General features: G+C 68.0%; 19 protein-coding genes. 13 read left to right on the top strand and 6 right to left on the bottom strand.

The features are described 5' to 3' along the window. Positions 1–14: 14 nt before the first annotated feature. Entirely contained in the window at positions 15–2,441 is a 2,427-nt protein-coding gene (locus AC23D6_RS16170; protein WP_487750233.1) for a penicillin-binding protein 1A, read from the bottom strand. Between the two features lie 216 nt (positions 2,442–2,657). On the opposite strand from AC23D6_RS16170, the gene AC23D6_RS16165 reads away from it, so the two are divergent. The 13 genes from AC23D6_RS16165 (at position 2,658) to tkt (ending at position 18,133) form a co-directional block, all read left to right on the top strand. Further along, positions 2,658–3,716 carry a pilus assembly protein PilM gene (locus AC23D6_RS16165; RefSeq protein ID WP_487750232.1) on the top strand — a complete coding sequence of 353 codons (1,059 nt, stop codon included), beginning with the start codon at positions 2,658–2,660 and terminating at the stop codon, positions 3,714–3,716. Continuing rightward, positions 3,716–4,477: a PilN domain-containing protein gene (locus tag AC23D6_RS16160; protein ID WP_487750231.1), complete on the top strand. Its 762-nt coding sequence runs from the start codon at positions 3,716–3,718 to the stop codon at positions 4,475–4,477. The genes AC23D6_RS16165 and AC23D6_RS16160 overlap by 1 nt, the downstream gene beginning before the upstream one ends. Further along, the gene (locus AC23D6_RS16155; protein ID WP_487750230.1) at positions 4,474–5,172 is read left to right on the top strand and encodes a type IV pilus inner membrane component PilO; all 699 of its coding nucleotides are present in this window, start codon (positions 4,474–4,476) and stop codon (positions 5,170–5,172) included. Before AC23D6_RS16160 ends, AC23D6_RS16155 begins: the two co-directional genes overlap by 4 nt. Before the next feature lie 29 nt (positions 5,173–5,201). Then, on the top strand, positions 5,202–5,708 hold the full coding sequence (locus AC23D6_RS16150) for a pilus assembly protein PilP (protein ID WP_487750229.1): 507 nt from the start codon (positions 5,202–5,204) through the stop codon (positions 5,706–5,708). A 14-nt stretch (positions 5,709–5,722) separates the two neighbouring features. Continuing rightward, entirely contained in the window at positions 5,723–7,639 is a 1,917-nt protein-coding gene (locus tag AC23D6_RS16145; protein WP_487750228.1) for a type IV pilus secretin PilQ, read from the top strand. Between the two features lie 156 nt (positions 7,640–7,795). After that, positions 7,796–8,809 carry an AAA family ATPase gene (locus AC23D6_RS16140; protein WP_487750227.1) on the top strand — a complete coding sequence of 338 codons (1,014 nt, stop codon included), beginning with the start codon at positions 7,796–7,798 and terminating at the stop codon, positions 8,807–8,809. A gap of 31 nt (positions 8,810–8,840) precedes the next feature. Next, on the top strand, positions 8,841–9,737 hold the full coding sequence (locus AC23D6_RS16135) for a DUF58 domain-containing protein (protein WP_487750226.1): 897 nt from the start codon (positions 8,841–8,843) through the stop codon (positions 9,735–9,737). Between the two features lie 2 nt (positions 9,738–9,739). Continuing rightward, a complete protein-coding gene (locus AC23D6_RS16130) occupies positions 9,740–10,192 on the top strand; it encodes a DUF4381 domain-containing protein (RefSeq protein ID WP_487750225.1) in 453 nt (150 codons plus the stop codon). After that, positions 10,189–11,211 (top strand): vWA domain-containing protein, encoded by a 1,023-nt coding sequence (locus AC23D6_RS16125; RefSeq protein ID WP_487750224.1) that lies wholly within the window; start codon positions 10,189–10,191, stop codon positions 11,209–11,211. Before AC23D6_RS16130 ends, AC23D6_RS16125 begins: the two co-directional genes overlap by 4 nt. After that, positions 11,208–12,974: a VWA domain-containing protein gene (locus AC23D6_RS16120; protein ID WP_487750223.1), complete on the top strand. Its 1,767-nt coding sequence runs from the start codon at positions 11,208–11,210 to the stop codon at positions 12,972–12,974. The genes AC23D6_RS16125 and AC23D6_RS16120 overlap by 4 nt, the downstream gene beginning before the upstream one ends. Beyond that, entirely contained in the window at positions 12,971–14,650 is a 1,680-nt protein-coding gene (locus AC23D6_RS16115) for a BatD family protein (protein ID WP_487750222.1), read from the top strand. The genes AC23D6_RS16120 and AC23D6_RS16115 overlap by 4 nt, the downstream gene beginning before the upstream one ends. 72 nt (positions 14,651–14,722) lie before the next feature. After that, complete coding sequence (locus tag AC23D6_RS16110) at positions 14,723–16,036, top strand: dicarboxylate/amino acid:cation symporter (RefSeq protein ID WP_487750221.1); 1,314 nt, start codon at positions 14,723–14,725, stop codon at positions 16,034–16,036. Between the two features lie 99 nt (positions 16,037–16,135). Then, positions 16,136–18,133: a transketolase gene (gene tkt / locus AC23D6_RS16105; RefSeq protein WP_487750220.1), complete on the top strand. Its 1,998-nt coding sequence runs from the start codon at positions 16,136–16,138 to the stop codon at positions 18,131–18,133. Between the two features lie 58 nt (positions 18,134–18,191). On the opposite strand, the gene AC23D6_RS16100 is transcribed toward tkt, so the two are convergent. Genes AC23D6_RS16100 through modA form a run of 5 tightly spaced genes read right to left on the bottom strand, consistent with a single transcriptional unit; the run spans position 18,192 to position 22,867 of the window. Then, positions 18,192–20,135: an acetyl-CoA hydrolase/transferase C-terminal domain-containing protein gene (locus AC23D6_RS16100; protein WP_487750219.1), complete on the bottom strand. Its 1,944-nt coding sequence runs from the start codon at positions 20,133–20,135 to the stop codon at positions 18,192–18,194. Between the two features lie 40 nt (positions 20,136–20,175). Continuing rightward, positions 20,176–20,736, bottom strand: coding sequence for a flavin reductase family protein (locus tag AC23D6_RS16095; RefSeq protein ID WP_487750218.1), 561 nt, complete (start codon positions 20,734–20,736; stop codon positions 20,176–20,178). Between the two features lie 40 nt (positions 20,737–20,776). Then, positions 20,777–21,394, bottom strand: a complete 618-nt coding sequence (locus tag AC23D6_RS16090; RefSeq protein ID WP_487750217.1) for a molybdenum ABC transporter ATP-binding protein — start codon at positions 21,392–21,394, stop codon at positions 20,777–20,779. Continuing rightward, positions 21,394–22,095 carry a molybdate ABC transporter permease subunit gene (modB, locus tag AC23D6_RS16085; RefSeq protein WP_487750216.1) on the bottom strand — a complete coding sequence of 234 codons (702 nt, stop codon included), beginning with the start codon at positions 22,093–22,095 and terminating at the stop codon, positions 21,394–21,396. Before modB ends, AC23D6_RS16090 begins: the two co-directional genes overlap by 1 nt. Before the next feature lie 7 nt (positions 22,096–22,102). After that, positions 22,103–22,867: a molybdate ABC transporter substrate-binding protein gene (gene modA, locus AC23D6_RS16080; RefSeq protein ID WP_487750215.1), complete on the bottom strand. Its 765-nt coding sequence runs from the start codon at positions 22,865–22,867 to the stop codon at positions 22,103–22,105. Positions 22,868–22,877 lie beyond the last annotated feature (10 nt).

Genomic DNA, 22,877 nt, shown 5'->3' with positions numbered 1-22,877 from the left:
CACGTGCGGCAGGATCAGAAGATGTCGAACGCCTCTTCATCCGGCACGGCGTCTTCGGGGCCGTACAGGTCGTAGTCCTGGATGCGCTCCATGTCCTCGACCTTCACCCACTCGGTGACGCCGTTGAGCGTGGCCTGGACCATGCCGTCCGGCGGATCGTTGGATGCGATCGGCTTGTCCTTCAACGCCACCCGCATGTAGTCGATCCAGATCGGCAGCGCGGCCTTGCCGCCGTACTCGCGGTAGCCAAGCGACTGGAAGTTGTCGCGGCCCACCCACACCACCGTCGCATACTGCCCACCGAACCCTCCGAACCAGGCGTCCCGGTGATCGTTGGTGGAGCCGGTCTTGCCGCCCACGTCCTCGCGGCCCAGCACCTTCGCGGCGGTACCCGTGCCGCGCTGGACCACATCGCGCATCATCGACACCAATTGGTAGGCCGTGCGCTCGTCGATCGCGCGCGGAGCCACGACGGTGTTCGGATCGGCCGGCTTCTGCTCGACCTTCGGCGTCTCAGCCGCGGCAGGCGCCGTGGGCTTCGTGCCGGCCGAGGGTCCGAAGTTGAAGCCGTCCACGACCTGACTGGCGGGCGTGCTGCCGCCATGCGGGCCCTGGCCGCAACCGCGGCAAGCCACGGCGGCGTTCTCCTTGAACACCACGTTGCCCTCGCGGTCCTTCACTTCGTCGATGAACCACGGCGTCACCCGCGACCCGCCGTTGGCGAACACGGCATAGGCGCGCGCCATCGACAACGGCGTCAGCGACGCGGTGCCGAGCGACATGGAGAGGTTGGGCGGCAACTCGGCTTCCTCGAAGCCGAACTGGCTGATGTACGTGCGCGCGAACGGCACGCCGATCCCGTCCAGCAGGCGCACCGATACGAGGTTGCGCGACTGCACCAGCGCCTCGCGCAGGCGCATCGGGCCGCGGAAGCCGCCGCCGTCGTTCTGCGGGCGCCACATGTGGCCGCGGCGGTCGCGGAAGACGACGGGTGCGTCGAGCACGATCGACGCCGGGTTGAAGCCTTTTTCGAACGAGGCGGCGTACAGGAACGGCTTGAAGCTGGAGCCCGGCTGCCGCCTCGCCTGGGTGGCGCGGTTGAACTTGTTGCCGGCGAAGCTGTAACCGCCGACCAGCGCCCGCAGTGCGCCGTTGTTGGCATCCAGCGACACCAGCGCCGCCTGCGCGCGCGGAATCTGGTCGATGACATAGCTGCCCTCGTCCTTGCCCGCCTTGATACGGGTCAGGTCACCGCGCTTGAACAGCTTGGCCGGCGTGCGACCGGTCCATTTGCTGGCGGCCGCGGGGAGGGTGAGTTCCTTGCCGTCGGCCGTGACGACCGTGGCGCCGCCATCATCATGCGTGCGCGCGACGACGACCGGCAGCAGGCCATTCTGGGCGGGCACCCCGCGCAGGTGCGTGGCCAGCGCGGCCGCATCCGCATCGGCGGCCACGTCGAAATGGGACTCCACGCCATTCCAGCCATGGCGGTGGTCGTACATGCCCAGACCGTCGCGGACGGCTGCGTTGGCGGCGTCCTGCAGCGGCGCATCCAACGTAGTGGTGACGTGGTAGCCCTTGGTGAGGGCTTCGGGTCCGAAGCGCGCGATCATCTCCTGGCGCACCATTTCCGCCACGTACGGCGCGTAGACCTCGACCGGACGCTCATGCGGTTTGGCGTGCATCGGCTCGGCCTTGGCTGCCGCGGCTTCCGCCGCGGTGATATAGCCGTCCTCGCGCATCCGCTCCACGACGTACGCGCTGCGCTGCTGGTTGCGGCCGGGATTGCTGATGGGGTTGCCGCTGGACGGGAACTTCAGGGCGCTCACCAGGGTGGCGGCTTCGGCCAGGGTCAGCTGGTCCAGGGTCTTGCCGTAGTAGTACTCGGCGGCCGCGGCCACGCCGTAGGAACGGTTCCCGAAGAAGCTCTTGTTGAGGTACAGCTCGAGGATCTCGTCCTTGGTCAGCATCTTCTCGATGCGGATGGCCAGCATCATCTCCACCAGCTTGCGGGTATAGCTGTACTCGGAGCTGAGGAACCACTGCCGGGCGACCTGCTGGGTGATGGTGCTGCCGCCGGCCACGCGGCCTTCCTTGCGGCTGGCGATCTGCCACACCGCGCGGGCGATGCCGGTGGGGTCCACGCCGTTGTGCTCGTAGAACTTGCTGTCCTCGGCGGCGATGAAGGCCTGCTTGACCCGGGCCGGGACCTGATCGATCCGGACGGGATAGCGGCGGATCTCGCCGTACAGGCCCATCAGGCGGCCGTCGCTGGCGTAGATGTAGAGGGGCTCCTGCAGCTCAACGTTGCGCAGGGCCTGGACGTCCGGGACCTTGGCGGAGACCGTGTAATACAGCACCCCCAGGCCGATGACGCCGGCGAGGGCAAGTATCAGGAACGTGATGAGGGTCCAACGGAGAAGACGACGGAACCGGGACATCCAGTGCTTTCCGATTGCAGAATTCGTGGCGGCAGAGTATAGATGACCGCCGGGATCGCCACAGGCGATTCCAAGGGGAACAGGGACTTGGGGAACAACCCTCGTGAAACGTGACAAGCCGCACAGCCACGTCAACGGCGGTTGCCAAGCGTAAAAACTTGGTTATTAATGTGGGCGCGCGTCGTGCGCCTTGTGCCCGTCGGAAGGGGAAAGACCGTGGGGCTACTCCCAAAAAGCCAGTCGCCGCTGATCGGCGTCGACATCAGTTCGACTGCGGTGAAACTGCTGCAGCTCTCCCGCGTGGGCAACCGTTTCCGGGTTGAGCACTACGCCGTCGAGCCGCTGCCGCCCAATGCCGTGGTCGAGAAGAACATCGTCGAGGTCGAGGCCGTCGGCGAGGCCATCCGCCGTGCGGTGAACCGTGCCGGCAGCAAGGCCAAGCACGCGGCCGCCGCCGTCGCCGGTTCGGCGGTGATCACCAAGATCATCCCGATGCCCGCCGACCTGGACGAGAGCGATCTCGAAGCCCAGGTCGAACTCGAGGCCGTCAACTACATTCCGTATCCGATCGAGGAAGTGAACATCGATTTCGAGGTGCTGGGCCCCATGCCCAACAACCCCGAGATGGTGCAGGTTCTTCTGGCGGCGTCGCGCTCGGAGAACGTCGAGCTGCGCCAGTCCGCGCTCGAACTGGGCGGGTTGACGGCCAAGATCATGGACGTGGAGGCCTTCGCGGTCGAGAACGCCTTCGCCCTGATGGCCAACGACCTGCCGGTTCCGCAGGACGGTGTGGTCGCGCTGGTCGACATCGGCGCCACGATGACCACGCTCAACGTACTTCGTCGCGGTCGCAGCCTCTACAGCCGCGAGCAGGTGTTCGGCGGCAAGCAGCTCACCGACGAAGTGATGCGCCGCTACGGCCTGACCTACGAGGAGGCGGGGCTGGCCAAGCGCCAGGGCGGCCTGCCCGAGAGCTACGAAGTGGAAGTGCTGGAGCCGTTCAAGGAAGCGACCGTCCAGCAGATCAGCCGCCTGCTGCAGTTCTTCTACGCGGGCAGCGAGTTCAACCGCGTCGACCAGATCGTCCTTGCCGGTGGCTGCGCCGCGCTCGCCGGCCTGCCGGAAATGGTCGAAGAGCAGTTGGGCGTGCCCACCGTGGTCGCCAATCCCTTGGCCCAGATGACCCTCGGCCCGCGCGTGCAGGCGCATGCGCTGGCCCAGGATGCTCCCGCGCTGATGATCGCCACCGGCCTGGCTTTGAGGAGCTTCGACTGATGGCAAGAATCAACCTACTCCCGTGGCGCGCCGAGCGCCGCGTACAGCGGCAGCGCGAGTTCTACGTGATGCTGGGCGCCGCCGCTGTCGCGGGCCTGCTGCTGTCGTTCCTGCTGTGGTTCCACTACGACCGGCAGGTGTCGGGCCAGACCGAGCGCAACGATTTCCTGAAGGCCGAGATCGCCAAGGTCCAGGCCCAGAACAAGGAAATCGAACGCCTGGACGAGCAGAAGCGCCGCTTGCTGGCGCGTAAGGAAGTCATCGAGAAGCTGCAGGCCAACCGCTCGCAGATGGTGCATCTGTTCGACTCTCTGGTGCGCACCATTCCGGACGGCGTCATGCTGGGCAACATCAAGCAGGATGGCGAAGTGCTGACGCTGGAAGGCCGCGCGCAATCCAACGCACGGGTCAGCGCCTACATGCGCAACCTCGAGACATCGGGCTGGATGACCAAGCCGGAGCTCTCGATCATCGAGTCCAAGCCCGAAGAGGTCAAAACGCTGACCAACACCGGGGCCAGTCGTGCGCTGCCCTACGTGTTCAAGCTGACGGTGCGCCTGGCGAATCCCACCGCCGAACAGGAGGCGGAGACGGCTGCGGCCGGTGCTGCGCCTGCCACGCCGGGAGCGGCGCCCGCCGCGCCGCTTGAAGGCCAGCCGGCCGCACCGGCGACGCCCGCGCCCGCGACGCCCGCACCCGCGACCCCGCCGCCCGCCGCGCCGGCCGGTAACACTCCCCCGGCCACCGGGAGCGCCTCATGAGCAAGAAGAACGGATCGCTCAAGAACCTCGACATCAACAACATCGGCGCTTGGCCGCAGAACGCCAAGATCGGCTTCTGCGTGATTCTCGCGCTGTTCATCCTGGCCTTCGCGTACTTCCTTTTCATCAAGGGCAAGACCGAGACGCTCGACGGGCTGGAACAGGAGGAAGTACGCCTGCGCCAGGATTTCGAGAAGGAACAGGCGAAGGCCGCGAACCTAGAGCCGCTCAAGCAGCAGCTTGCCCAGATGGAACAGGTGTTGCAGCAGATGCTGCGCCAGCTGCCCAGCAAGACGGAGATGCCCGACCTGATCATCGACATCTCGCAGACGGCGCTTTCCAGCGGTCTGGCCAACGAGCTGTTCCAGCCGGAACCGGAGACGCTGAAGGAGTTCTACGCCGAGAAGCCGATCCAGTTGCGCATGGTGGGGAACTACCACCAGTTCGGTGCGTTCGTCAGCGGCGTGGCCTCCCTGCCGCGCGTGGTGATCCTGACCATGCACGACATTTCGCTGCAGCCGAAGGCGGGCAAGGGTGGCGTCAACCGCGGCGCCCTCGAGCTCTCGGGTACGGTGAAGACGTACCGCTACCTGGACGAAACCGAAGTCGCCGAGCAGGAGGCCGCGGCTGCGGCCGCGCAGGGCGACGATGCGAAGAAAAAGCCGGCGCCGAAGAAAGAAGGGGGTGACGCGTGATGCTTCCGAGCACGCTTTTCGCGCGTAGCATGGCGATGCTGATTGGCGTGGCGTCACTGGCAGGATGCGCACGCGGCATTACCAGCACGCCGGGCGATGCGCCCAATCTGGAGAGCTGGGTGGCCGACGTGCGGGCCCGGCCCGCGCCGCCGCTAGATCCGTTGCCGGTTATGCAGCAGTTCGAGACCTTCGAATATGCCGCCCAGACGCTGCGGGATCCGTTCAGCGACGCCTGGAACAACGCGGAAGGGGGCGGACTCCGTCCCGATCCCAACCGCCGCAAGGAAACGTTGGAACAGTATCCGCTGGACAGCCTCGACATGGTCGGCACGATCGGCAAGGGCGCGGCTCTGGTGGCGCTGGTGATGGGGCCCGACAAGGTCACCTACCGGGTACGTCCGGGAAACTACCTGGGGCAAAGCGATGGCCGGGTCACCTCGGTCCGCGAAGATGGGTTGGAACTTGTCGAACTAGTGCCGGATGGCGCAGGCGGCTGGCTGGAACGGCCGGCGTCGATCGCGCTTGAAGATCAATGATTGGGGGATACACGATGACCGCTTCGAACGCCAACCGCCTGCGGCCGTCCCGGCGCCTGGCCACCCTCCGGGCCTGCTCTCTGGGACTGGCCATCGGCCTGCTGGCGGCCGCCAGTGCGGCAAGCGCCGCATCCCAGGGTGGGCAGTCTTCCGCTCCCGCGTCCGCTCAACCCGCGCAAGCCGTCTCGGTGTCCAACATCGACTTCCGCCGCGGCGAGGATGGGGCGGGCCGCCTGATCGTCAAGTTCGATGGTCAAGGCGCGGCGCCCGATCTGCGTAACCAGGGCGACAGTGTCGTAGTCGACATCGGCAATGCGTCGCTGCCTGCATCACTTCAGAAGCCGCTGAACGTCGTGGACTTCGCGACGCCGGTGCAGCGTGTCGAAGCGCAGGCCATGGCGGGTGGCGCCCAGTTCGTTCTGAGCACGCGCGGCGACTTCGAGTCCCTTGCGTACCAGTCGGGTAACGAATACGTCGTTGAGATCGTGCCGCGGGCCGGCCAGAAGGCGACGGGCAATGCGAACACGGCCGCCGGCACGAGTTCCGCCTCCATCGTGGCTGCCGCACAGAAGGTTGCCAGCGATGCGCGCCGTTACAGTGGCCGCCCCGTGACGTTCAACTTCCAGGATGTCCCGGTCCGCACCGTGCTCCAGCTGATCGCCGAGGAATCCAACCTCAACATCGTCGCGTCCGACACGGTGCAGGGGAACGTCACCCTCCGGCTGGTCAACGTGCCCTGGGACCAGGCGCTGGATATCGTCCTGCGCGCGAAGGGCCTGGACAAACGAAAGGAAGGTGCAGTGGTCTGGGTGGCTCCGCAGCCAGAACTGGCCAAGTTCGAACAGGACAAGGAAGACGCCCGCATCGCGATCGAGAACCGCGAGGATCTGCGGACGGACTACATCCAGATCAACTACCACAACGCCGCAGCGATCTTCAAAGCGCTGACCGAGGCCAAAGGCGTCGGCAACAGCGGCGGTGGCGGCAGTGGCGGCTCGAGCAGTCAGAACGACAACGGCTTCCTCTCGCCGCGGGGTCGTATCGTGGCGGATGAGCGCACCAATACGCTGATGATCAGCGACATCCCGAAGAAGATCGCACAGATGCGCGAGCTGATCGCGGTGATCGATCGTCCTGTGGATCAGGTACTTATCGAAGGTCGCATCGTGATCGCGACGGATACCTTTGCGCGTGACCTGGGTGCACGTTTTGGCATCAACGGGCGCCGCTCCGGCGATCGGACTCAGATCATCGGCGGCAACATTACCGACAATGTCAATGTCGGTAACGGCGATGACCGGGTTCTGCCTCGTGATATGAACGTGAATCTGCCTGCTAGTGGCTTCATCGACAATACGGCTGCGAGCATCGCGTACACCTTGCTTGGCCGTAACTTCGATTTGGACATCGAGCTTTCGGCGCTTCAGGAGGAAGGGCGCGGCGAGGTAATCTCTAATCCCCGCCTGGTGACTACCAATCAGCGCGAGGCCGTGATCAAGCAGGGTCGAGAAGTGGGTTACCTGACCGTCACCGGCAGCGGAACCGGCGTTGCGACGCCCACCGTGCAGTTCAAGGAAGCGTTGCTGGAGTTGAAGGTCACCCCGACCATCACCGACGACAATCGCGTCTTCCTGAATCTCAACGTGAAGAAGGATGAGGTCCTCCAATTCATCGATCTGGGCGATTTCGGTTCGGTCCCGGAACTGGCCCGTCGCGAGATCAACACCGCAGTGCTGATCGAAGATGGCCAGACTGTCGTCATCGGTGGCGTGTACGAGTTCAGCGACCGCGCCAGCGTGGCCAAGGTGCCCTTCCTGGGCGACATCCCCTTCCTGGGCAATCTGTTCAAGAAGAAGGGTCGCAGCAAGGAGAAGGCCGAATTGCTGATCTTCGTCACCCCGAAGGTCTTGCGGGTGGCGGAGCGCCGCTGACCGGACCCGCTGCGTCATGCGAGAAAAAGGGCCTGAGGGCCCTTTTTCTTTGTGCGCGCTGCCAGCTGAATCGGGACTTCGTATGCCATGGGTCCTGTGAACCTTCAGGGCGCGGTTGGGTCAAAATCGGCCTCCATACCGACTTCCGGCTCTCCCATGGATTCTTCGTCCGGCACGATCGACCACGGAACCGATACAGGGGTGTCGCTCCACGCCGCCTTCGCGCGCCTGCGCGAAGACCTCTCGCAGACCATCGTCGGCCAGGCCGCGCTCGTCGAGCGCCTGTTGATCGCCCTGCTCGCGGATGGCCACCTGCTCGTCGAGGGCGCACCGGGCCTGGCGAAGACGACCGCCATCCGCGCGCTGGCCTCGCGTCTCCAGGCGGAATTCGCGCGCGTCCAGTTCACGCCTGACCTGCTGCCCGCCGATCTCACCGGCACCGAGGTCTGGCGACCGCAGGAAGGGCGCTTCGAGTTCCAGGCAGGACCGGTGTTCCACCCGCTACTGCTGGCGGATGAGATCAACCGCGCGCCGGCCAAGGTGCAGTCTGCGCTGCTCGAGGCGATGGGCGAGCGGCAGGTGACCGTGGGCCGGCACACGTATCCGCTACCCGCGCTGTTCCTGGTGATGGCCACGCAGAACCCGATCGAGCAGGAGGGCACGTTCCCGCTGCCGGAAGCGCAGCTGGACCGTTTCTTGATGCACGTGAAGATCGGCTATCCCGAGGCGGCGGCGGAAGCCGACATCCTCAGGCTGGCCCGGGATCGTGCGCGCGACGAGATGCAGGCGGTACCCGCCGTCGTCGAACGCATGCCGCTAGAGGACGTGTTCCTAGCCCGCGCGCAGGTGCTGGACCTGCACTTCGCGCCCGCGTTGGAGCGCTATCTGATCGAACTCGTTCTCGCCTCGCGCAACGCCGCGCGATACGACTCGGCCCTGGCGCGACGCATCGCGTGGGGCGCCAGCCCCCGCGGCTCGATCGCGCTGGAGCGTTGCGCGCGCGCGCGCGCCTGGCTGGCAGGCCGTGATTACGTCACGCCGGACGATATCCGCGCGATCGCGCCGGACGTGCTGCGACACCGCGTGCTGCCGAGCTATGAGGCGACCGCCGAAGGCTGGGATGGCGATCGCTTGGTGAAGGCGCTGCTGGATGTGGTGCCCTTGCCCTGATCGCACGGCTGCGCATCCCGACCACATACGCATGAGCGACGGCATTCTCCCCACGCTGCAGGAACTGATCGCCCTGCGCGCCAGCGCGCAGCGGCGTCCGCCCGCACTGCGGGGACGGCACTCCGTCACCGGGCCGTCAGCATCGCCGTTGCGGGGGCGTGGCATGGAGTACGCGGAATCGCGCGAGTACGTGGCCGGAGACGACGTGCGCCACATCGACTGGCGATTGACCGCGCGTAGCGGCCGCACCCATACCAAGCTTTTCCAGGCCGAACGCGAACGGCTGACGCTGATCGTGGCCGACACGTCGCCGCTGCTGTACTTCGGCACGCGTACGCGCTTCAAGTCCGTCCAGGCGGCGCGTGCAGGCGCGGTTGCGGCGTGGCAGGCCGTCCGCGAGGGCGACCGGCTGGCGACCCTGCGCGGCAGCGCGACCGAAGCGCCGGTGCCGCCCGCATCAGGGACGCGCGGTGCGCTGCGCGTGCTGGATGCCCTGGTCCGCTGGTACGCAAAATCTCCCGTGGACGATCTCGGCCTCGCGTTCGCCCTCGATCATGCTGCGCGCTTGCTTCGCCCGGGCTCGCGCCTGCTGGTCCTGGCCGAACCCCACAGCATCGCGGACATCCCGGACACGCGCTGGACCGCCTTGGCCGCCCATCACGATGTCGTGGTGCTTCTGCTGACCGATCCGCTGGAGACGGATCCGCCCTCGCGCTCGCTGCCGTTCGCCACCGGCGATCGGCGGGTCGAGCTGGATCTCGCGAGCCAGGTGCAGCGCGATGCCTGGCGAAGCGAGTTCCAGGCGCCGCTTGAGCGCGCGCTTGATCGCCTGCCTTCGCGCGGCGTGCAGGTGCGCACGCTGTCCACCGAGGCCGCCAGCGATGCCTGGTTGGTGGCGCTCGGCCGCGCGCAACCGCAGGTAGCGTGATCATGGCACCCGACACGCTGGTTCTTCGCGATGTGCATGTGCCGCCGGCGCCCTCATGGTGGCCGCCCGCGCCGGGGTGGTGGCTGGTCGCGGCCGGCATCGTACTGGTGCTGCTCGGCCTCGGCGCGTGGCGGTGGCACCGGCATCGGCGCCGTCGGCGCTGGCAGCGGTGGTTCGACGCCGTGCCGCAGGGAAGGACGTCGGCCGAACAGGTCGCCGCCGCCTCGGAGCTGCTGCGCCGAGCCGCGCGGCGCGTGTCGCCTGCCGCTGACCGTCTTGAGGGCGAGGCGTGGTTGCGGTTCCTGGATGGCGAGCAGGGCCGCACCTTCAGTGCAGGCCCCGGCCGGGTGCTGCTCGACGGCGGCTACCGTCGCGACGTCGCACCGGCCGAGCTGGCGGCAGCGCTCGCGGTCGCGCGGGTGCGTTTCCTCGAACTGATGGCGGCGAAGCGATGAGCGTTTCGCTGCCGACGCTGCAACTGCTGCAGGACGGTTACGCCGGCTTTGCCTGGCCTTGGGCATGGCTGGTTTTTCCGCTGCCCTGGCTGGTGCGTTGGGCATTGCCGCCGCGGCGGGCGCAGTCGGATGCCCTCAAGGTGCCGTATGGCCGTGCCGTGCAGGCGATCGCCGCGCAGGGCGGGCGTGGGTTGCACGGACGCGGCGCGGCGTTGGCGTGGCTGGTGTGGTTCCTGTTGTGCGCGGCCATCGCGCGACCGCAGCAATTCGGCGACGCCGTGACGCCACCGGTGAGCGGACGCGACCTGATGCTCGCGGTCGACCTGTCGGGCAGCATGACCGAGCCCGACATGGAGCTGGGCGGCGCCGTCGTCGATCGCCTCACCGCGGCGAAAGCCGTGCTCGCTGATTTCCTCGACCGCCGCGACGGTGATCGCGTCGGCCTGCTGGTGTTCGGCCAGCGCGCTTATGCGATGACGCCGCTGACACGCGATTTGCAGACGGTGCGCGAACAGCTGCGCGACGCGGTGGCCGGCCTGGCCGGTCGGGAGACTGCGATCGGCGATGCCATCGCACTGGCCGTACGTCGCCTGCGCACGCGGGAGGACGGCCAGCGTGTCCTGATTTTGCTTACCGATGGCGTGAACTCCGCCGGCGTACTGACGCCGCAGAAAGCGGCGGAACTGGCGAAGGAGGAACGCATACGCATCCACACCATCGCCTTCGGAAGCGACGGTGGGATGAGCCTGTTCGGCATTCCCCTGCCGATGCCCGCCAGCTCGCCGGAAGATATCGACGAAGCGACGCTGCGCGATGTCGCCGCGCAGACCGGGGGACGGTTCTACCGTGCGCGCGACACGAACGAACTGGCCGGCATTTACGCCGAGCTCGACCGGTTGGAGCCGGTCCAGCAGGCGGGCAAGGCCGTACGTCCGCGCATCGAGCGCTACTACTGGCCGTTGGCGGCGGCGTTCGGTTTCGCGCTGGTGGCGTTCGCATGGCCGCGGAGACGCACATGAGCGCCTTCTGGAACGCGCTGCATTTCCTGCGTCCGTACTGGCTGTGGGCCTTGCTCGCGCTGCCGCTGCTGGCGTGGTGGTGGCGCCTGCAACGGCACCGCCTGAACGCCTGGCAGGGCCACGTGGACGCGCACCTGTTGCCGCATCTGCTGGTACGGGGCGGCGGTGCGGCGCGCGCGGGCATGATCGTGGCCGCGTTGGCGTACGCGCTCGCCGTGCTCGCGCTTGCCGGGCCGAGCTGGCGACAGGGCGACCAGCCGTTGTGGCAGGCCCAGCGTCCGCTGGTGGTGGTGCTGGATCTTTCCAGCCGTATCACGACGACGGACCTGCCGCCTTCGCGGCTGCTGCAGGCACGGGCGAAGCTCGCACGGCTGCTCGACGCGCGCGCCGGCAGTCCGATCGCGTTGGTCGCCTTCGCGGACGATGCGTTCACGGTCGCGCCGATGACCGACGACACGGCCAACATCCGCCTATATCTCGACGAGTTGTCGCCGGAGATCATGCCGGTGGACGGGCAGCGCGCCGATCGCGGCATCGCCTGGGCGGCGCGCCTGTTGGCCCAGGCCGACTTCCGCAACGGCGACATCCTGGTGCTCACGGATCGCGCAGGTGATGGCGCAGAGAAAGCCGCCTCGGATGCGCGCGCGCAAGGCTACATGGTCTCGGTCCTCGGGTTAGGCACAGCCGCAGGCGCCGCGTATCGCGGCAACGATGGCACGATCGGCCATGCGGGCTTGGACACCGCATCGCTGCGTGCATTGGCTGCGGCGGGTGGAGGACGTTACGAACCGGCGACCACCGACAACGGCGATCTCGCCGCGCTCGGCGTGGCATCGCCGGCGCTGGAGACCGTGGGCACGTCGACGGTGCCCGGAGGTGGCAAGGCATGGCGCGACGAAGGCTATTGGTTGCTGATCCCGCTGATGGCGCTGGCGTTGTTATGGTTCCGTCGCGGCGCCGTGCTGGTGCTGGTGGGCGTCTTGTGGCTACCGTTGGCATTGCCTGCGCAGGCCGCTGGCGTCGACTGGTGGCAGCGTGACGACCAGGCCACGCATGCGCGCCTGAAAAGGGGCGCCGACGCCTATCGCCAGGGCGACTATCCGGCGGCCGAACAGGCGTTCACCGGCATCGACACCGTCGAGGGCCAGTACAACCTGGGCAATGCCTTGGCGAAGCAACAACGCTACGACGATGCGGTCGCCGCCTACGATCGTGCGCTGCGGCTGCAGCCGGGCATGGCCGATGCCGTCGCCAATCGCGCCGCGGTGGATGCGGCCCGCAAGCGACCGCCGTCGCCGGGCGACGGGCAGGGCAAGCCCGGCCAGCAGGGCAGTGGCGATCGAGCGTCATCGGGCGCGAAGAGCGATTCCTCCGACGAGAAGAAGGCGGGCCAGCCGCCGCAAGTGTCCCCGCCTTCGCAAGGCGCGTCGACGCCGTCCTCGGGCAAGCCCGGCCAGGCGCAGGTGGGGAAGGATGCGCCGCCGCCCCGCACGCCGCCGAAGCGATCGCCCGACCCGGCGACGCAAGCCGCCGCCGATGCGGCGCAGCGCGAGCGCATGCGCGCCGCGATAGGCGAGCAGAAGGCGCAGGGTGCCGAACAGGCGTCGAAAGACGCACCGGGGGTGCAGGCCGAAACGGCGGAACAGCGCGAACGCCGCCAGGCCGTCGATGCCTGGCTCAGGCGCGTGCCCGACGAGCCCGGCTCATTGCTCAAGGCGAAGTTCCGGCTCGAACACGAGCGCCGGCAGAAGGAAGGACGATGAAGCCCCGCATCTGGATCCTGTTGGCCCTGCTGCTGACCTGGCCGCTGTCGGCCCTTGCGGCGACGCGTGCGTGGCTGGAGCAGACGCAGGTCGCGCTCGGCCAGGCGGTCACGCTCAACGTGGAGACCGATGCGGTCTCCGCCACGCCCGACCTCACGCCGCTGATGCGCGATTTCGAGGTGGAAGGGCAGTCCGACAGCCGCAGCGTGCAGCTAGTGAACGGGCGGATGAGCAGCACCACCACGTTCTCGCTGACCCTGCGCCCGCGCCGCGCCGGCACGCTGGCGATCCCCGCGCTGCAGGTCGGCAACGCGCGCACGGCGCCGCTGGTGCTCCAGGTCAGCGCGACGGCTACGGCGCAGGCGGCGTCCAATGGCTTGGTGTTCGTCGAAACCGAGCTCGACGATGCCAGCCCTTACGTGCAGCAGTCCGTCGGGGTCACCGTGCGCCTCTACTACGCGACGCCGCTGGTATCGGGCCAGCTCGACCTGGACCCGCCGGACGGCGCGCTGCTGCAGCGCGTAGGCGAGATCGTGCAGTCCAGTCGCGAGATCGACGGGCGTCGTTACAGCACGGCCGAACGCCGGTTCCTGCTGGTGCCCGAGCGCAGCGGCACGCTGACGTTGCCGGGGCCTCGTTTCGAGGGGCGCGGTGCCGGTGGCTGGATGGACGACCTGCTCGGTGGCAACAGCCGCGAGGTGAACATCACCGGCGCACCGCGCACGCTGCAGGTCCGCGCGCAACCGGCAGGCGCACCGCAACCGTGGCTGCCCGTGCGCGATCTGCGCCTACGCTACACCGCCGTTCCGCAGCAACTGCGCACCGGCGAGGCGGCCACGCTCAGCATCGAGACCACCGTCGTCGGCGCGACCCAATCGCAGCTGACGGAATTGCCCACGCCCTCGATTCCCGGCGCACAAGTGTTCGCCGAGCCGCCGCAGTACGACGAGCGTTTCGTCGGCGGCACGCCGCAGGTAACGCTGACCCGCCGCTATTCGATCGTCCCTTCGCAGACTGGCAGCCTGGCGATCCCAGGCACGGCGATGGCGTGGTGGGACGTACGCGCGGGCGCCCCGCGCAGGGCAACGTTGCCCGACCTGAGCCTGCCCGTCGTCGCCGGCGCCGGCGCAACGTCGTCCGCGCCCGCGGCAGGCGCGTCGCCGGCCGCAGCGACGCCTTCCGGTGGTGTCGATGATGACATCCTGCTGGACGGCGAACGACGCGTTCCGGCGCACCTGTGGCCGTGGTTGGCCGCCGGCTTCGCCGTGCTGTGGCTGGCCACGCTGCTCTGGGGGCTGTCACGGCGTGGCAGTGCCACGTCCTCCTCGCGGAGTCGCGCGCATGCCGAGGCCGGGTCCGCAGCCAGCGCATCGCCGGCCACGCACACCCCGGCCGACTTGAAGCGCGCGCTGGAAGCCGGCGATCTGGACGACATCGAAGATGCGCTGCGCGGCATGGCGCGCCCGGCGGCCACCGATCTGGACGACCTGCATCGCCGGCTCGCATCGCCCGCCCAGCGCAGCGCCGTGGACCTGCTGCGTCGCGCCCGTTGGGCCGGCGGTGATGCCGCGCAGGCCCGCGCGGCCCTGCGTGAGGCCTTCCGCGGCGGGCCGCAGTGGTCCTCGCCCGAGGTGCGCGCGGCCGACGAGCCGCTGCCGCCGCTGTATCCGAAGTGAGTCGAACGGGCGCGGGTCGGCCCTGTGGCCCGGTTTGCTAAGCTCCCGACTTTGCCTTCGCAGGACCCGCCGATGACCGACGCCGCGCCCGCCACCCGCGCCAAGCTCCCGCTGCACTGGAAGATGGCCATCGGCTTCGGTGTCGGCCTGATCGTCGGGCTCATCGTGCACGCGACCGGCCAGGGCGATGCGGGCTGGGTGCAGGACGTGACGAAGTATGTCACCACGCCCTTCAGCAAGATCTTCCTCAACCTGATCTTCATGCTGATCGTGCCGCTGCTGTTCTCGGCGCTGGTCTGTGGCATCGCCGAGATGGGCGATATCCGCGCGCTGGGACGGATCGGCTGGAAGACGCTGGCCTACACCGTCGTGCTGTCGGCGGTGGCGGTACTGCTCGGCCTGGTGCTGGTGAACCTGTTAAAGCCCGGCGTCGGCGTCGACCCCGCGCTCGCCCAGCAGCTGATCGCCGAGAACGCTGAGCGCACGAAGGAGATCGTCGCCAGCGTCGGCAGCCAGCCGACCGGCATGGACATGCTGCTGTCGATCGTGCCGGACAACGTGATCGGCGCCGCCTCGAGCAATGCCGCCATCCTGTCGTTGATGTTCTTCGCGGTGATGTTCGGCGTCGGCCTGGTGCTCACGCCGTCCGAAAACACGGGCATCCTCAAGCGCGGCATCGAGGGGGTGTTCGAGATCTCGATGACGCTGATCGGCCTCGTCATTCGCCTGGCGCCGTACGCGGTGGCGTGCTTCATGTTCAACCTCGCCGCGATCTTCGGCTTCGACCTGCTGCTGAGGCTGGGGCAGTACGTATTCGTGGTCGTGCTCGCGTTGGCGCTGCACCTGTTGGTCAGTTATTCCGTCGCCCTGAAGCTGGCCGGCTATTCCCCGCTGAAATTCTTCCGTGGCGCGCAGGAAGCGATGGTGATGGCGTTCTCTACCGCGTCCAGCAATGCGACCCTGCCCACCGCGCTGCGGGTGGCCGACGAGAAGCTCGGCCTGCCGCGCACCGTGTCGCGCTTCGTGCTGACCGTGGGCGCCACTGCCAACCAGAACGGCACCGCGCTGTTCGAGGGCGTCACGGTGATCTTCCTGGCCCAGTTCTTCGGTGTGGACCTGTCGCTGGGCCAGCAGTTCATGGTGATGCTGGTGTGCATCCTGGGCGGCATCGGCACGGCCGGCGTGCCATCCGGTTCGTTGCCGGTGGTGGCGCTGATCTGCGCGATGGTCGGCGTGAACCCCATCGGCATCGGCCTGATCCTGGGCGTGAACCACTTCCTGGACATGTGCCGCACCACGCTGAACGTCACCGGCGATCTGACCCTGGCCTCGCTGGTGGCCAAGGGCGAACGCGCCGACGTGAAATTGCCGGGTCAACCGGGCTAACACCCCGGAAAGCACGCTGCAACCGCGACAGGGCGGGCAGGGGGTGGGACAATGGGCTCGCCCGCAGCCCGCCGGGCGCCGCCCCTGTTCCGACTCCCCATGACGACGCCCACCCGCCGCCAGCTCGCCAACGCCATCCGTTTCCTCGCCGCCGACGCGGTGCAGGCCGCCAACTCCGGCCACCCCGGCATGCCCATGGGCATGGCCGACATCGCCGAAGTGCTGTGGAACGACTACTACCGCCACAGCCCGTCGAACCCGCACTGGTTCAACCGCGACCGCTTCATCCTGTCCAACGGCCACGGTTCGATGCTGCAGTACGCGCTGCTGCACCTGGCCGGCTACGACCTGCCGCTGCAGGAACTGAAGAACTTCCGCCAGCTGCACAGCAAGACCGCCGGCCATCCGGAACGCCACGAAACCCCGGGCGTGGAAACCACCACCGGCCCGCTCGGCCAAGGTTTCGCCAATGCGGTGGGTTTCGCGCTCGCCGAGAAGCTGCTGGCGCAGCGCTTCAATCGCGAAGGCCACGACCTCATCAACCACCGCACCTTCGTCTTCATGGGCGACGGTTGCCTGATGGAAGGCGTGTCGCACGAAGCCGCCTCGCTCGCCGGCACCTGGGGCCTGGGCAAGCTGGTGTGCTTCTGGGACGACAACAAGATCTCCATCGACGGCAATACCGATGGCTGGTTCACCGACGACACGCCGGCACGCTTCGAGGCCTACGGCTGGCAGGTGGTGCGCAACGTCAACGGTCATGACCCGGTCGAAATCAAGACCGCCATCGACACCGCGCTGAAGACCGCCGACAAGCCGACCCTGATCTGCTGCCGCACGACGATCGGCTTCGGTTCGCCGAACAAGGCCGGCAAGGAATCCAGCCACGGCGCCCCGCTGGGCAAGGACGAGCTGGAGGCCACGCGCGCCGCGCTCGAGTGGCCGTACGGTCCGTTCGAAATCCCCGCCGAGATCTACGCCGGGTGGAACAAGGTCGAGGCCGGCAAGGCGCTGGAAGCCGATTGGAACGCGCTGCTCGACGCCTACACCGCGCAGTACCCAGAGCAGGCCGCGGAACTGAAGCGTCGCGCCTCGGGCGAGCTGCCGGCCGACTTCATCGCGCAGGCCGATGCCTACATCGCCAAGGTGCAGGCCGAAGGCCCGGTGATCGCCTCGCGCAAAGCCTCGCAGAACACCATCGAGGCGTTCGCGCCGCTGCTGCCGGAACTGGTGGGCGGTTCGGCCGACCTGGCCCATTCCAACCTCACGCTGTGGAAGGCGAGCAAGTCCGTCTCCACCACAGATCCGAACGCCAATTACGTTTACTACGGCGTGCGCGAGTTCGGCATGACCGCGATCGCGAACGGCCTGGCGCTGCACGGCGGCTTCGTGCCGTTCGACGCCACCTTCCTCGTGTTCAGCGACTACGCGCGCAACGGCGTGCGCATGAGCGCGCTGATCCCGGCGCACGCCATCCACGTGTACACGCACGACTCCATCGGCTTGGGCGAAGACGGTCCCACGCACCAGCCGGTCGAACACCTGGCCTCGCTGCGCTACATCCCGAACAACGACGTGTGGCGTCCGTGCGACGCGGTGGAGTCGGCGGTGGCGTGGAAGCAGGCCATCGTGCGCCAGGACGGCCCCAGCTGCCTGGTGTTCTCGCGCCAGAACCTGCCGCACCAGCCACGCACCGACGCGCAGGTGGGCGACATCGCCCGTGGCGGCTACGTGCTGGCCGATGCCGACGGCACGCCGGACATCATCCTGATCGCCACCGGTTCGGAAGTGGGCCTGGCCACGCAGGCGAAGGCCGCGCTGGACGCGCAGGGGCTGAAGACGCGCGTGGTGTCGATGCCGTCGACCGACGTGTTCGACCGCCAGGACGCCGCTTACCGCGAATCGGTGCTGCCCACGGCCGTGCGCAAGCGCGTGGCTATCGAGGCCGCAATCAGCGACTTCTGGCGCAAGTACGTGGGCCTGGACGGCGCGGTCATCGGCATGACCACGTTCGGCGCCTCCGCGCCGGCCGACGCGCTGTACAAGCACTTCGGCATCACCGCCGAAGCGGTGGTCGAGGCCGCGAAGTCGCTCTGAGCGGCGGCTTCACGATGACGAAAAAGCCGGGCAATGCCCGGCTTTTTCATTGCAGCGTTCAGCGCGTCTCGCGTAAGCCGAGCGCCAGCAGCTTCGCCTCGAGGCGTTCGCCCAGGTTGCCTGGCGCGGCGAGATCCATGCGCGCCATCGCCTCCGCATCGTCCGGTTGCGCGCCCAGCGCACGCAGCAGGGTGCCGATCTTCTTCCACGGCGTGGCGGTGTTCGACTTCAACCAACCGAGTGCCTTGACGATGCGTTGCTCGACCTCGGTGAAGTCGCTGCCCAGCGGATAGTCCGGCAGCGTGCCGTCGCGACGGAAGGCGCGCAGCCGCGCGGACAGATGGACCGGTGTGTTGTCGATCCAGTGGCCCGGTGCGTGGAAGCCGCTGCGTACTTTGCCGGCGTGCTGGGCCTGCGCGACCAGCGTCTGCTGGAAGCGCGCGTCGGTGATGCCGCCCATCGCGATGATGCAGTCCTCGTCGTTCTTCCCGCGCAGGTCGGCGATGCCGTACTCGTTGACGTACAGGTCGCGAAGGTGCCGGGGAATCGTGGTGTACCCGTAGTTCCAGCGCACGTTGGAAGCGGCCTTACCCGCATCGTCACGCACGGCGCGGAACATCAGCGCGCTGCGCGCGTCGTCCAGCGCGTTGGACATGTCGACGAAGTTGTACTGGCCGCCGACACCGGAGACGACGCGGCCGTCCTCCAACCCGTCGGACACCGCGGCACCGAGCGCGGTGACCATCATGCAGGAGTTGAAGAAGCGTGCCTCGTGCCGCTGCAGCCGCGCGAGCGATTCATGGCCGCGCTGGAGTTCGTTGATCAGGCTGATACGGCGCATGCCGATACCGCGGCGCTGGTCGTCCGGCAACTCGCGCAGCCACTGGTAGAACGCAGGCGAGCCCAGGTAGAACGCACCGTGCAGGTACTCGCCGTCGCGTTCCAGTCGCGCGTGGTCGCCCAGGTTGGCAGTACCGTCGGCGATGCGCCGCATCAGCGCTTCATCGTCGACCACCTTGCGCCGGATCACGCCGGTCTCGACCAGCCGCTTGAACCCTTCGTTGACCATCTCGCTGCAGCCGTACAAGCCGACGGCGAACGGGTCGAGGCCGCCGCAGGCGACGACGGCAGGGTGCCGTTCCAGTTCCGGATCCAGCGCCACCAGCACGCGCCGGTAGGTGGCGTTGTCGGTGTGGCGCAGCACCAACGCGTGGCACAGCGCATCGGCCAGCGCCCCGATGCCGATCTGTAGGGTGCCGCCGTCGCGCACCAGCGCGCTGGCGTACAGGCCGATCGCGTATTCGGCATCCGATACCGGCTGGCGCGGCAACCCGAACAGATGCGGATAAGGGCCGGGCGGGGTGATGACGATATCGAAGTAGGCTTCGTCGACCGCGGCCGTGCCGCCGATCCACGGCAGCTGCGGGTCAATTTCGGCGACCAGCAGCGGACGCGGCAGGCCGCGCGCGACGATGGCGTCCACGGTGTCCTGGGTCAGGTCGTTGTTGCACGAGAACGACAGGCGCGTACCGCCGGGCTCCCGCGCGACTTTCTGCACGATGACGTTGAGCGCACGGTCGGCGAGCGCACGAGCGACGTGCGTGTAGTTGAGGCTGGCGTACAGCCGCTGCGCGGTGGTCGAGCGCAGGAGCGCGCCGCCCTGCATGTAGAACTCCTCCACTGCCATGTGCGCGGGCAGCGCGTCGCGCTTCATCGCCTGCACGTAATCCAGGCGCGGGAAATCGTCGCCGAAGTGGCGCGCGGCGAACGGCTTCACGAAGCGGCCCTCCAACCCCTGGCCACCTGCAGGCGGATCCAGCGAAAGCGCGGTGTACAGCGACCACGGCCGCGACGGATCGCGCGCGCCCCGCGTGTACAGCGCGTTGAGCAGCCGGTGCGGCTTGCCGATGCCGAGCGGCGCGCCGATGCGCAGCGGCCCGCTGGTATGGGCCAGGATGAGGTCGACGGCGTCGTCGAGATCGGTGAGGTGGCGTGGGGTCATGGCGTGCAGCGTACCGAGCCGCGCGTTAACCAGCCATGGGTCACTGTTCCAGCATGTCCGGCCGGAACAGTCGTCGTCGCGACACTTCGCGGCCGGACACCATGAAGCGGCCGTCGCCCCGGTAGTGCACGGTACGGGGAATGCGCGGCGAGGGCGCGACATGGGCCGCGACGATGCGCCACACGAACAGCGGGTAGTCGGCGGTGATCCGGGTCTCATGCAACTGGCATTCGAACTGCGCGTGGCATTCGGCGATGCGCGGCGCGTCCACCTCGCGCGCGGGTAAGGCGCTGAGATCGAAGCGCTCGAACTTGTCCTGTTCCGTGCTGCTGCAGTTGCCGATGCGCACGACGGTATCCAGCAGGTCTTCGGTCGGCAGGTTGATCACGCACTGGCGGCTGGCGCGGGCCAGCGCATGGCTCCGGTTGGCCTGCCAGATATAGGTGCCGACCAGGTCGTAGCCCAGCATCATGTGCCAGCCCAGCGTCATGATCGCGCGTTCGCCGCGGTGTGCCGTGCTGAGCAGCACGACCGGCCCGGGCTCCAGATAGCGGCGCGTCTGGTCCACGGGCAGAGATTTCCAGCGCTTGGGATGTGTCATGCGGCTCGCTCTGGTGGCGCCGCCGCAGGATACGGCGACGTCAGTCGAGGGTGTGTGTGGAGTCGGCCACCCGGCGCACTTCGTCCGGATGGTGGCTGACGTAGACGATGGGCAGGCGGATTTCGTCGCGCACGCGCTGCAGGTAGGGGATCAGTTCCTCGCGGCGGGCCTGGTCCAGCGACGACAGCGGCTCGTCGAACAACAGCAACGACGGCTGCGCCAGCAGGGCGCGGCCGATCGCCACGCGCTGCGCTTCGCCTCCGGAGAGGTTGCGCGTGCGGCGGCCGAGCAGCGGCGCGATGCCCAGCAGGTCCACGACCGCGTCGAAGCCGAAGCGGGGCGTGCCACGCCCACCATGGCGCCCGTAGAGCAGGTTGCGGCGCACGTCGAGGTGCGGGAACAGGCGGGCATCCTGGAAAACGTAGCCGACGCGGCGCTGGTGAACCGGCACATCGATGCGACGCGCGCTGTCGAACAGGCAGTGGCCGTCGACGTCGATGCGCCCGGCGACCGGCGTCACCAATCCCGCGATGGCATTGAGCACGGATGTCTTGCCCGCACCCGAGGGTCCCACCAGGGCGATCACGCGTGCGTCGTCGTCGATGCGCACATGGCGATGGAACTGGCCACGCTGCAGTTCGATGTCCAGGTGCAGCATCAGACATCCTCGCTCTGACGCGTGTGGTGCCGGCGCACCAGCCATTCGGAGAACAGCAGCGCGGCCAGCGAGATCGCCACCGCCACCGCCGCCAGGCGCCAGATACCGGCTTCGCCGCCGGGCACCTGCATCAAGCCGTAGATCGCGGACGACAGCGTCTGCGTTTCGCCGGGAATATTCGACACGAACGTGATGGTGGCGCCGAACTCGCCCAGCGCCTTCGCGAACGCGAGTACGCTGCCGGCAACCAGCCCGGGCCAGGCCAGCGGCAGCGTGATGGTGAAGAACACGCGCCACGGTCCTGCGCCGAGTGTGGACGCGGCCTGTTCCAGTCGCCGGTCCGTCGCTTCCAGCGACAGCCGGATGGCGCGCACCATCAACGGGAAGCCCATCACCGCGCAAGCCAATGCGGCGCCGGTCCAGCGGAACGCGAACACGATGCCGAAGTGCGCCTGCAGGAACGCGCCGATCATCCCCTGCGTACCCAACGACACCAGCAGCGCATAGCCCATCACCACCGGCGGCAGCACCAGTGGCAGGTGCACCAACGCATCCAGCAACGCTTTGCCCGGAAAGCGTGTACGGGCCAGCAGCCAGCCCACGAGTATCCCGAACGGCAGGCTGGCGAGCGCCGCCACCACCGCCACCTTCAGGCTGAGGCGGATGGCGGTGAGTTCTTCCGGAGTGAACGCGTCGAGCACGAAGGCGTCAGTCCTTCACCGCGAAGCCGCGGCGGATGAAGAGCGCGTCCGCCGCGGGGGAGGCGAGCCATTGCACGAACTGCGCCGCCTGCGCCGAGCGCGGTCCGCGCAGGGCGGCGACCGGATAGACGATGGGCGGATGACTGTCCTCGGGAAACGTCGCCACCACGCGCACCGAGGGCTCGGCTTTCGTGTCGGAGGCATAGACGATACCCAGCGGCGTTTCGCCGCGCGCCACCAGCATCAGGGCGGCGCGCACGCTCTCGGATTCCGCAAGCCGTGCCTTGACGCCGTTCCACAGCGACAGCGATTCCAGTGAAGCCTTGGCGTATTTCCCCGCGGGCACGGTCTGCGTCTGGCCCACCGCCAGGCGGCCGTTGCCCAGCGCGGCCAGGAACGTCGCAGGATGCTTCAGGTCCACGCGCACCTTGCTGGACTTCGGCGCGACGAGCACCAACTGGTTCCCCAGCAGCGAGCGGCGCGTGGCGGCATCGAGCTTGCCGCGCTGTTGCAGGTAGTCCATCCATTCCAGATCGGCGGAGAAGAACACGTCCGCCGGCGCGCCCTGTTCGATCTGGCGCGCCAGCGCCGAACTGGCGGCATACGACACGCGCACCGGCACGCCGGTCTGCTTCTGGTAGGTCGCAGCGGCCTCATCCAGCGATTCCTTCAGGCTGGCCGCGGCGAAGACGGTGATGCCTGCGTCATTCTGGGCCAGGACAGGCGCGGCAAAGGCCACGAGAGCGATCAACAAACCACGTAGCAGGACCATGGCGAACTCC

Source organism: Pseudoxanthomonas sp. G3, assembly GCF_057654715.1.
Note: the sequence above shows the minus strand (reverse complement) of the source record. Positions and strands in the feature narration are given on the sequence as shown.

Coding starts and splice junctions, on each gene's coding strand:
- AC23D6_RS16170 (WP_487750233.1), bottom strand. CDS start 2,441: ATGTCCCGGTTCCGTCGTCTTCTCCGTTGGACCCTCATCACGTTCCTG.
- AC23D6_RS16160 (WP_487750231.1), top strand. CDS start 3,716: ATGGCAAGAATCAACCTACTCCCGTGGCGCGCCGAGCGCCGCGTACAG.
- AC23D6_RS16155 (WP_487750230.1), top strand. CDS start 4,474: ATGAGCAAGAAGAACGGATCGCTCAAGAACCTCGACATCAACAACATC.
- AC23D6_RS16150 (WP_487750229.1), top strand. CDS start 5,202: ATGGCGATGCTGATTGGCGTGGCGTCACTGGCAGGATGCGCACGCGGC.
- AC23D6_RS16145 (WP_487750228.1), top strand. CDS start 5,723: ATGACCGCTTCGAACGCCAACCGCCTGCGGCCGTCCCGGCGCCTGGCC.
- AC23D6_RS16140 (WP_487750227.1), top strand. CDS start 7,796: ATGGATTCTTCGTCCGGCACGATCGACCACGGAACCGATACAGGGGTG.
- AC23D6_RS16135 (WP_487750226.1), top strand. CDS start 8,841: ATGAGCGACGGCATTCTCCCCACGCTGCAGGAACTGATCGCCCTGCGC.
- AC23D6_RS16130 (WP_487750225.1), top strand. CDS start 9,740: ATGGCACCCGACACGCTGGTTCTTCGCGATGTGCATGTGCCGCCGGCG.
- AC23D6_RS16125 (WP_487750224.1), top strand. CDS start 10,189: ATGAGCGTTTCGCTGCCGACGCTGCAACTGCTGCAGGACGGTTACGCC.
- AC23D6_RS16120 (WP_487750223.1), top strand. CDS start 11,208: ATGAGCGCCTTCTGGAACGCGCTGCATTTCCTGCGTCCGTACTGGCTG.
- AC23D6_RS16115 (WP_487750222.1), top strand. CDS start 12,971: ATGAAGCCCCGCATCTGGATCCTGTTGGCCCTGCTGCTGACCTGGCCG.
- AC23D6_RS16110 (WP_487750221.1), top strand. CDS start 14,723: ATGACCGACGCCGCGCCCGCCACCCGCGCCAAGCTCCCGCTGCACTGG.
- tkt (WP_487750220.1), top strand. CDS start 16,136: ATGACGACGCCCACCCGCCGCCAGCTCGCCAACGCCATCCGTTTCCTC.
- AC23D6_RS16100 (WP_487750219.1), bottom strand. CDS start 20,135: ATGACCCCACGCCACCTCACCGATCTCGACGACGCCGTCGACCTCATC.
- AC23D6_RS16095 (WP_487750218.1), bottom strand. CDS start 20,736: ATGACACATCCCAAGCGCTGGAAATCTCTGCCCGTGGACCAGACGCGC.
- AC23D6_RS16090 (WP_487750217.1), bottom strand. CDS start 21,394: ATGCTGCACCTGGACATCGAACTGCAGCGTGGCCAGTTCCATCGCCAT.
- modA (WP_487750215.1), bottom strand. CDS start 22,867: ATGGTCCTGCTACGTGGTTTGTTGATCGCTCTCGTGGCCTTTGCCGCG.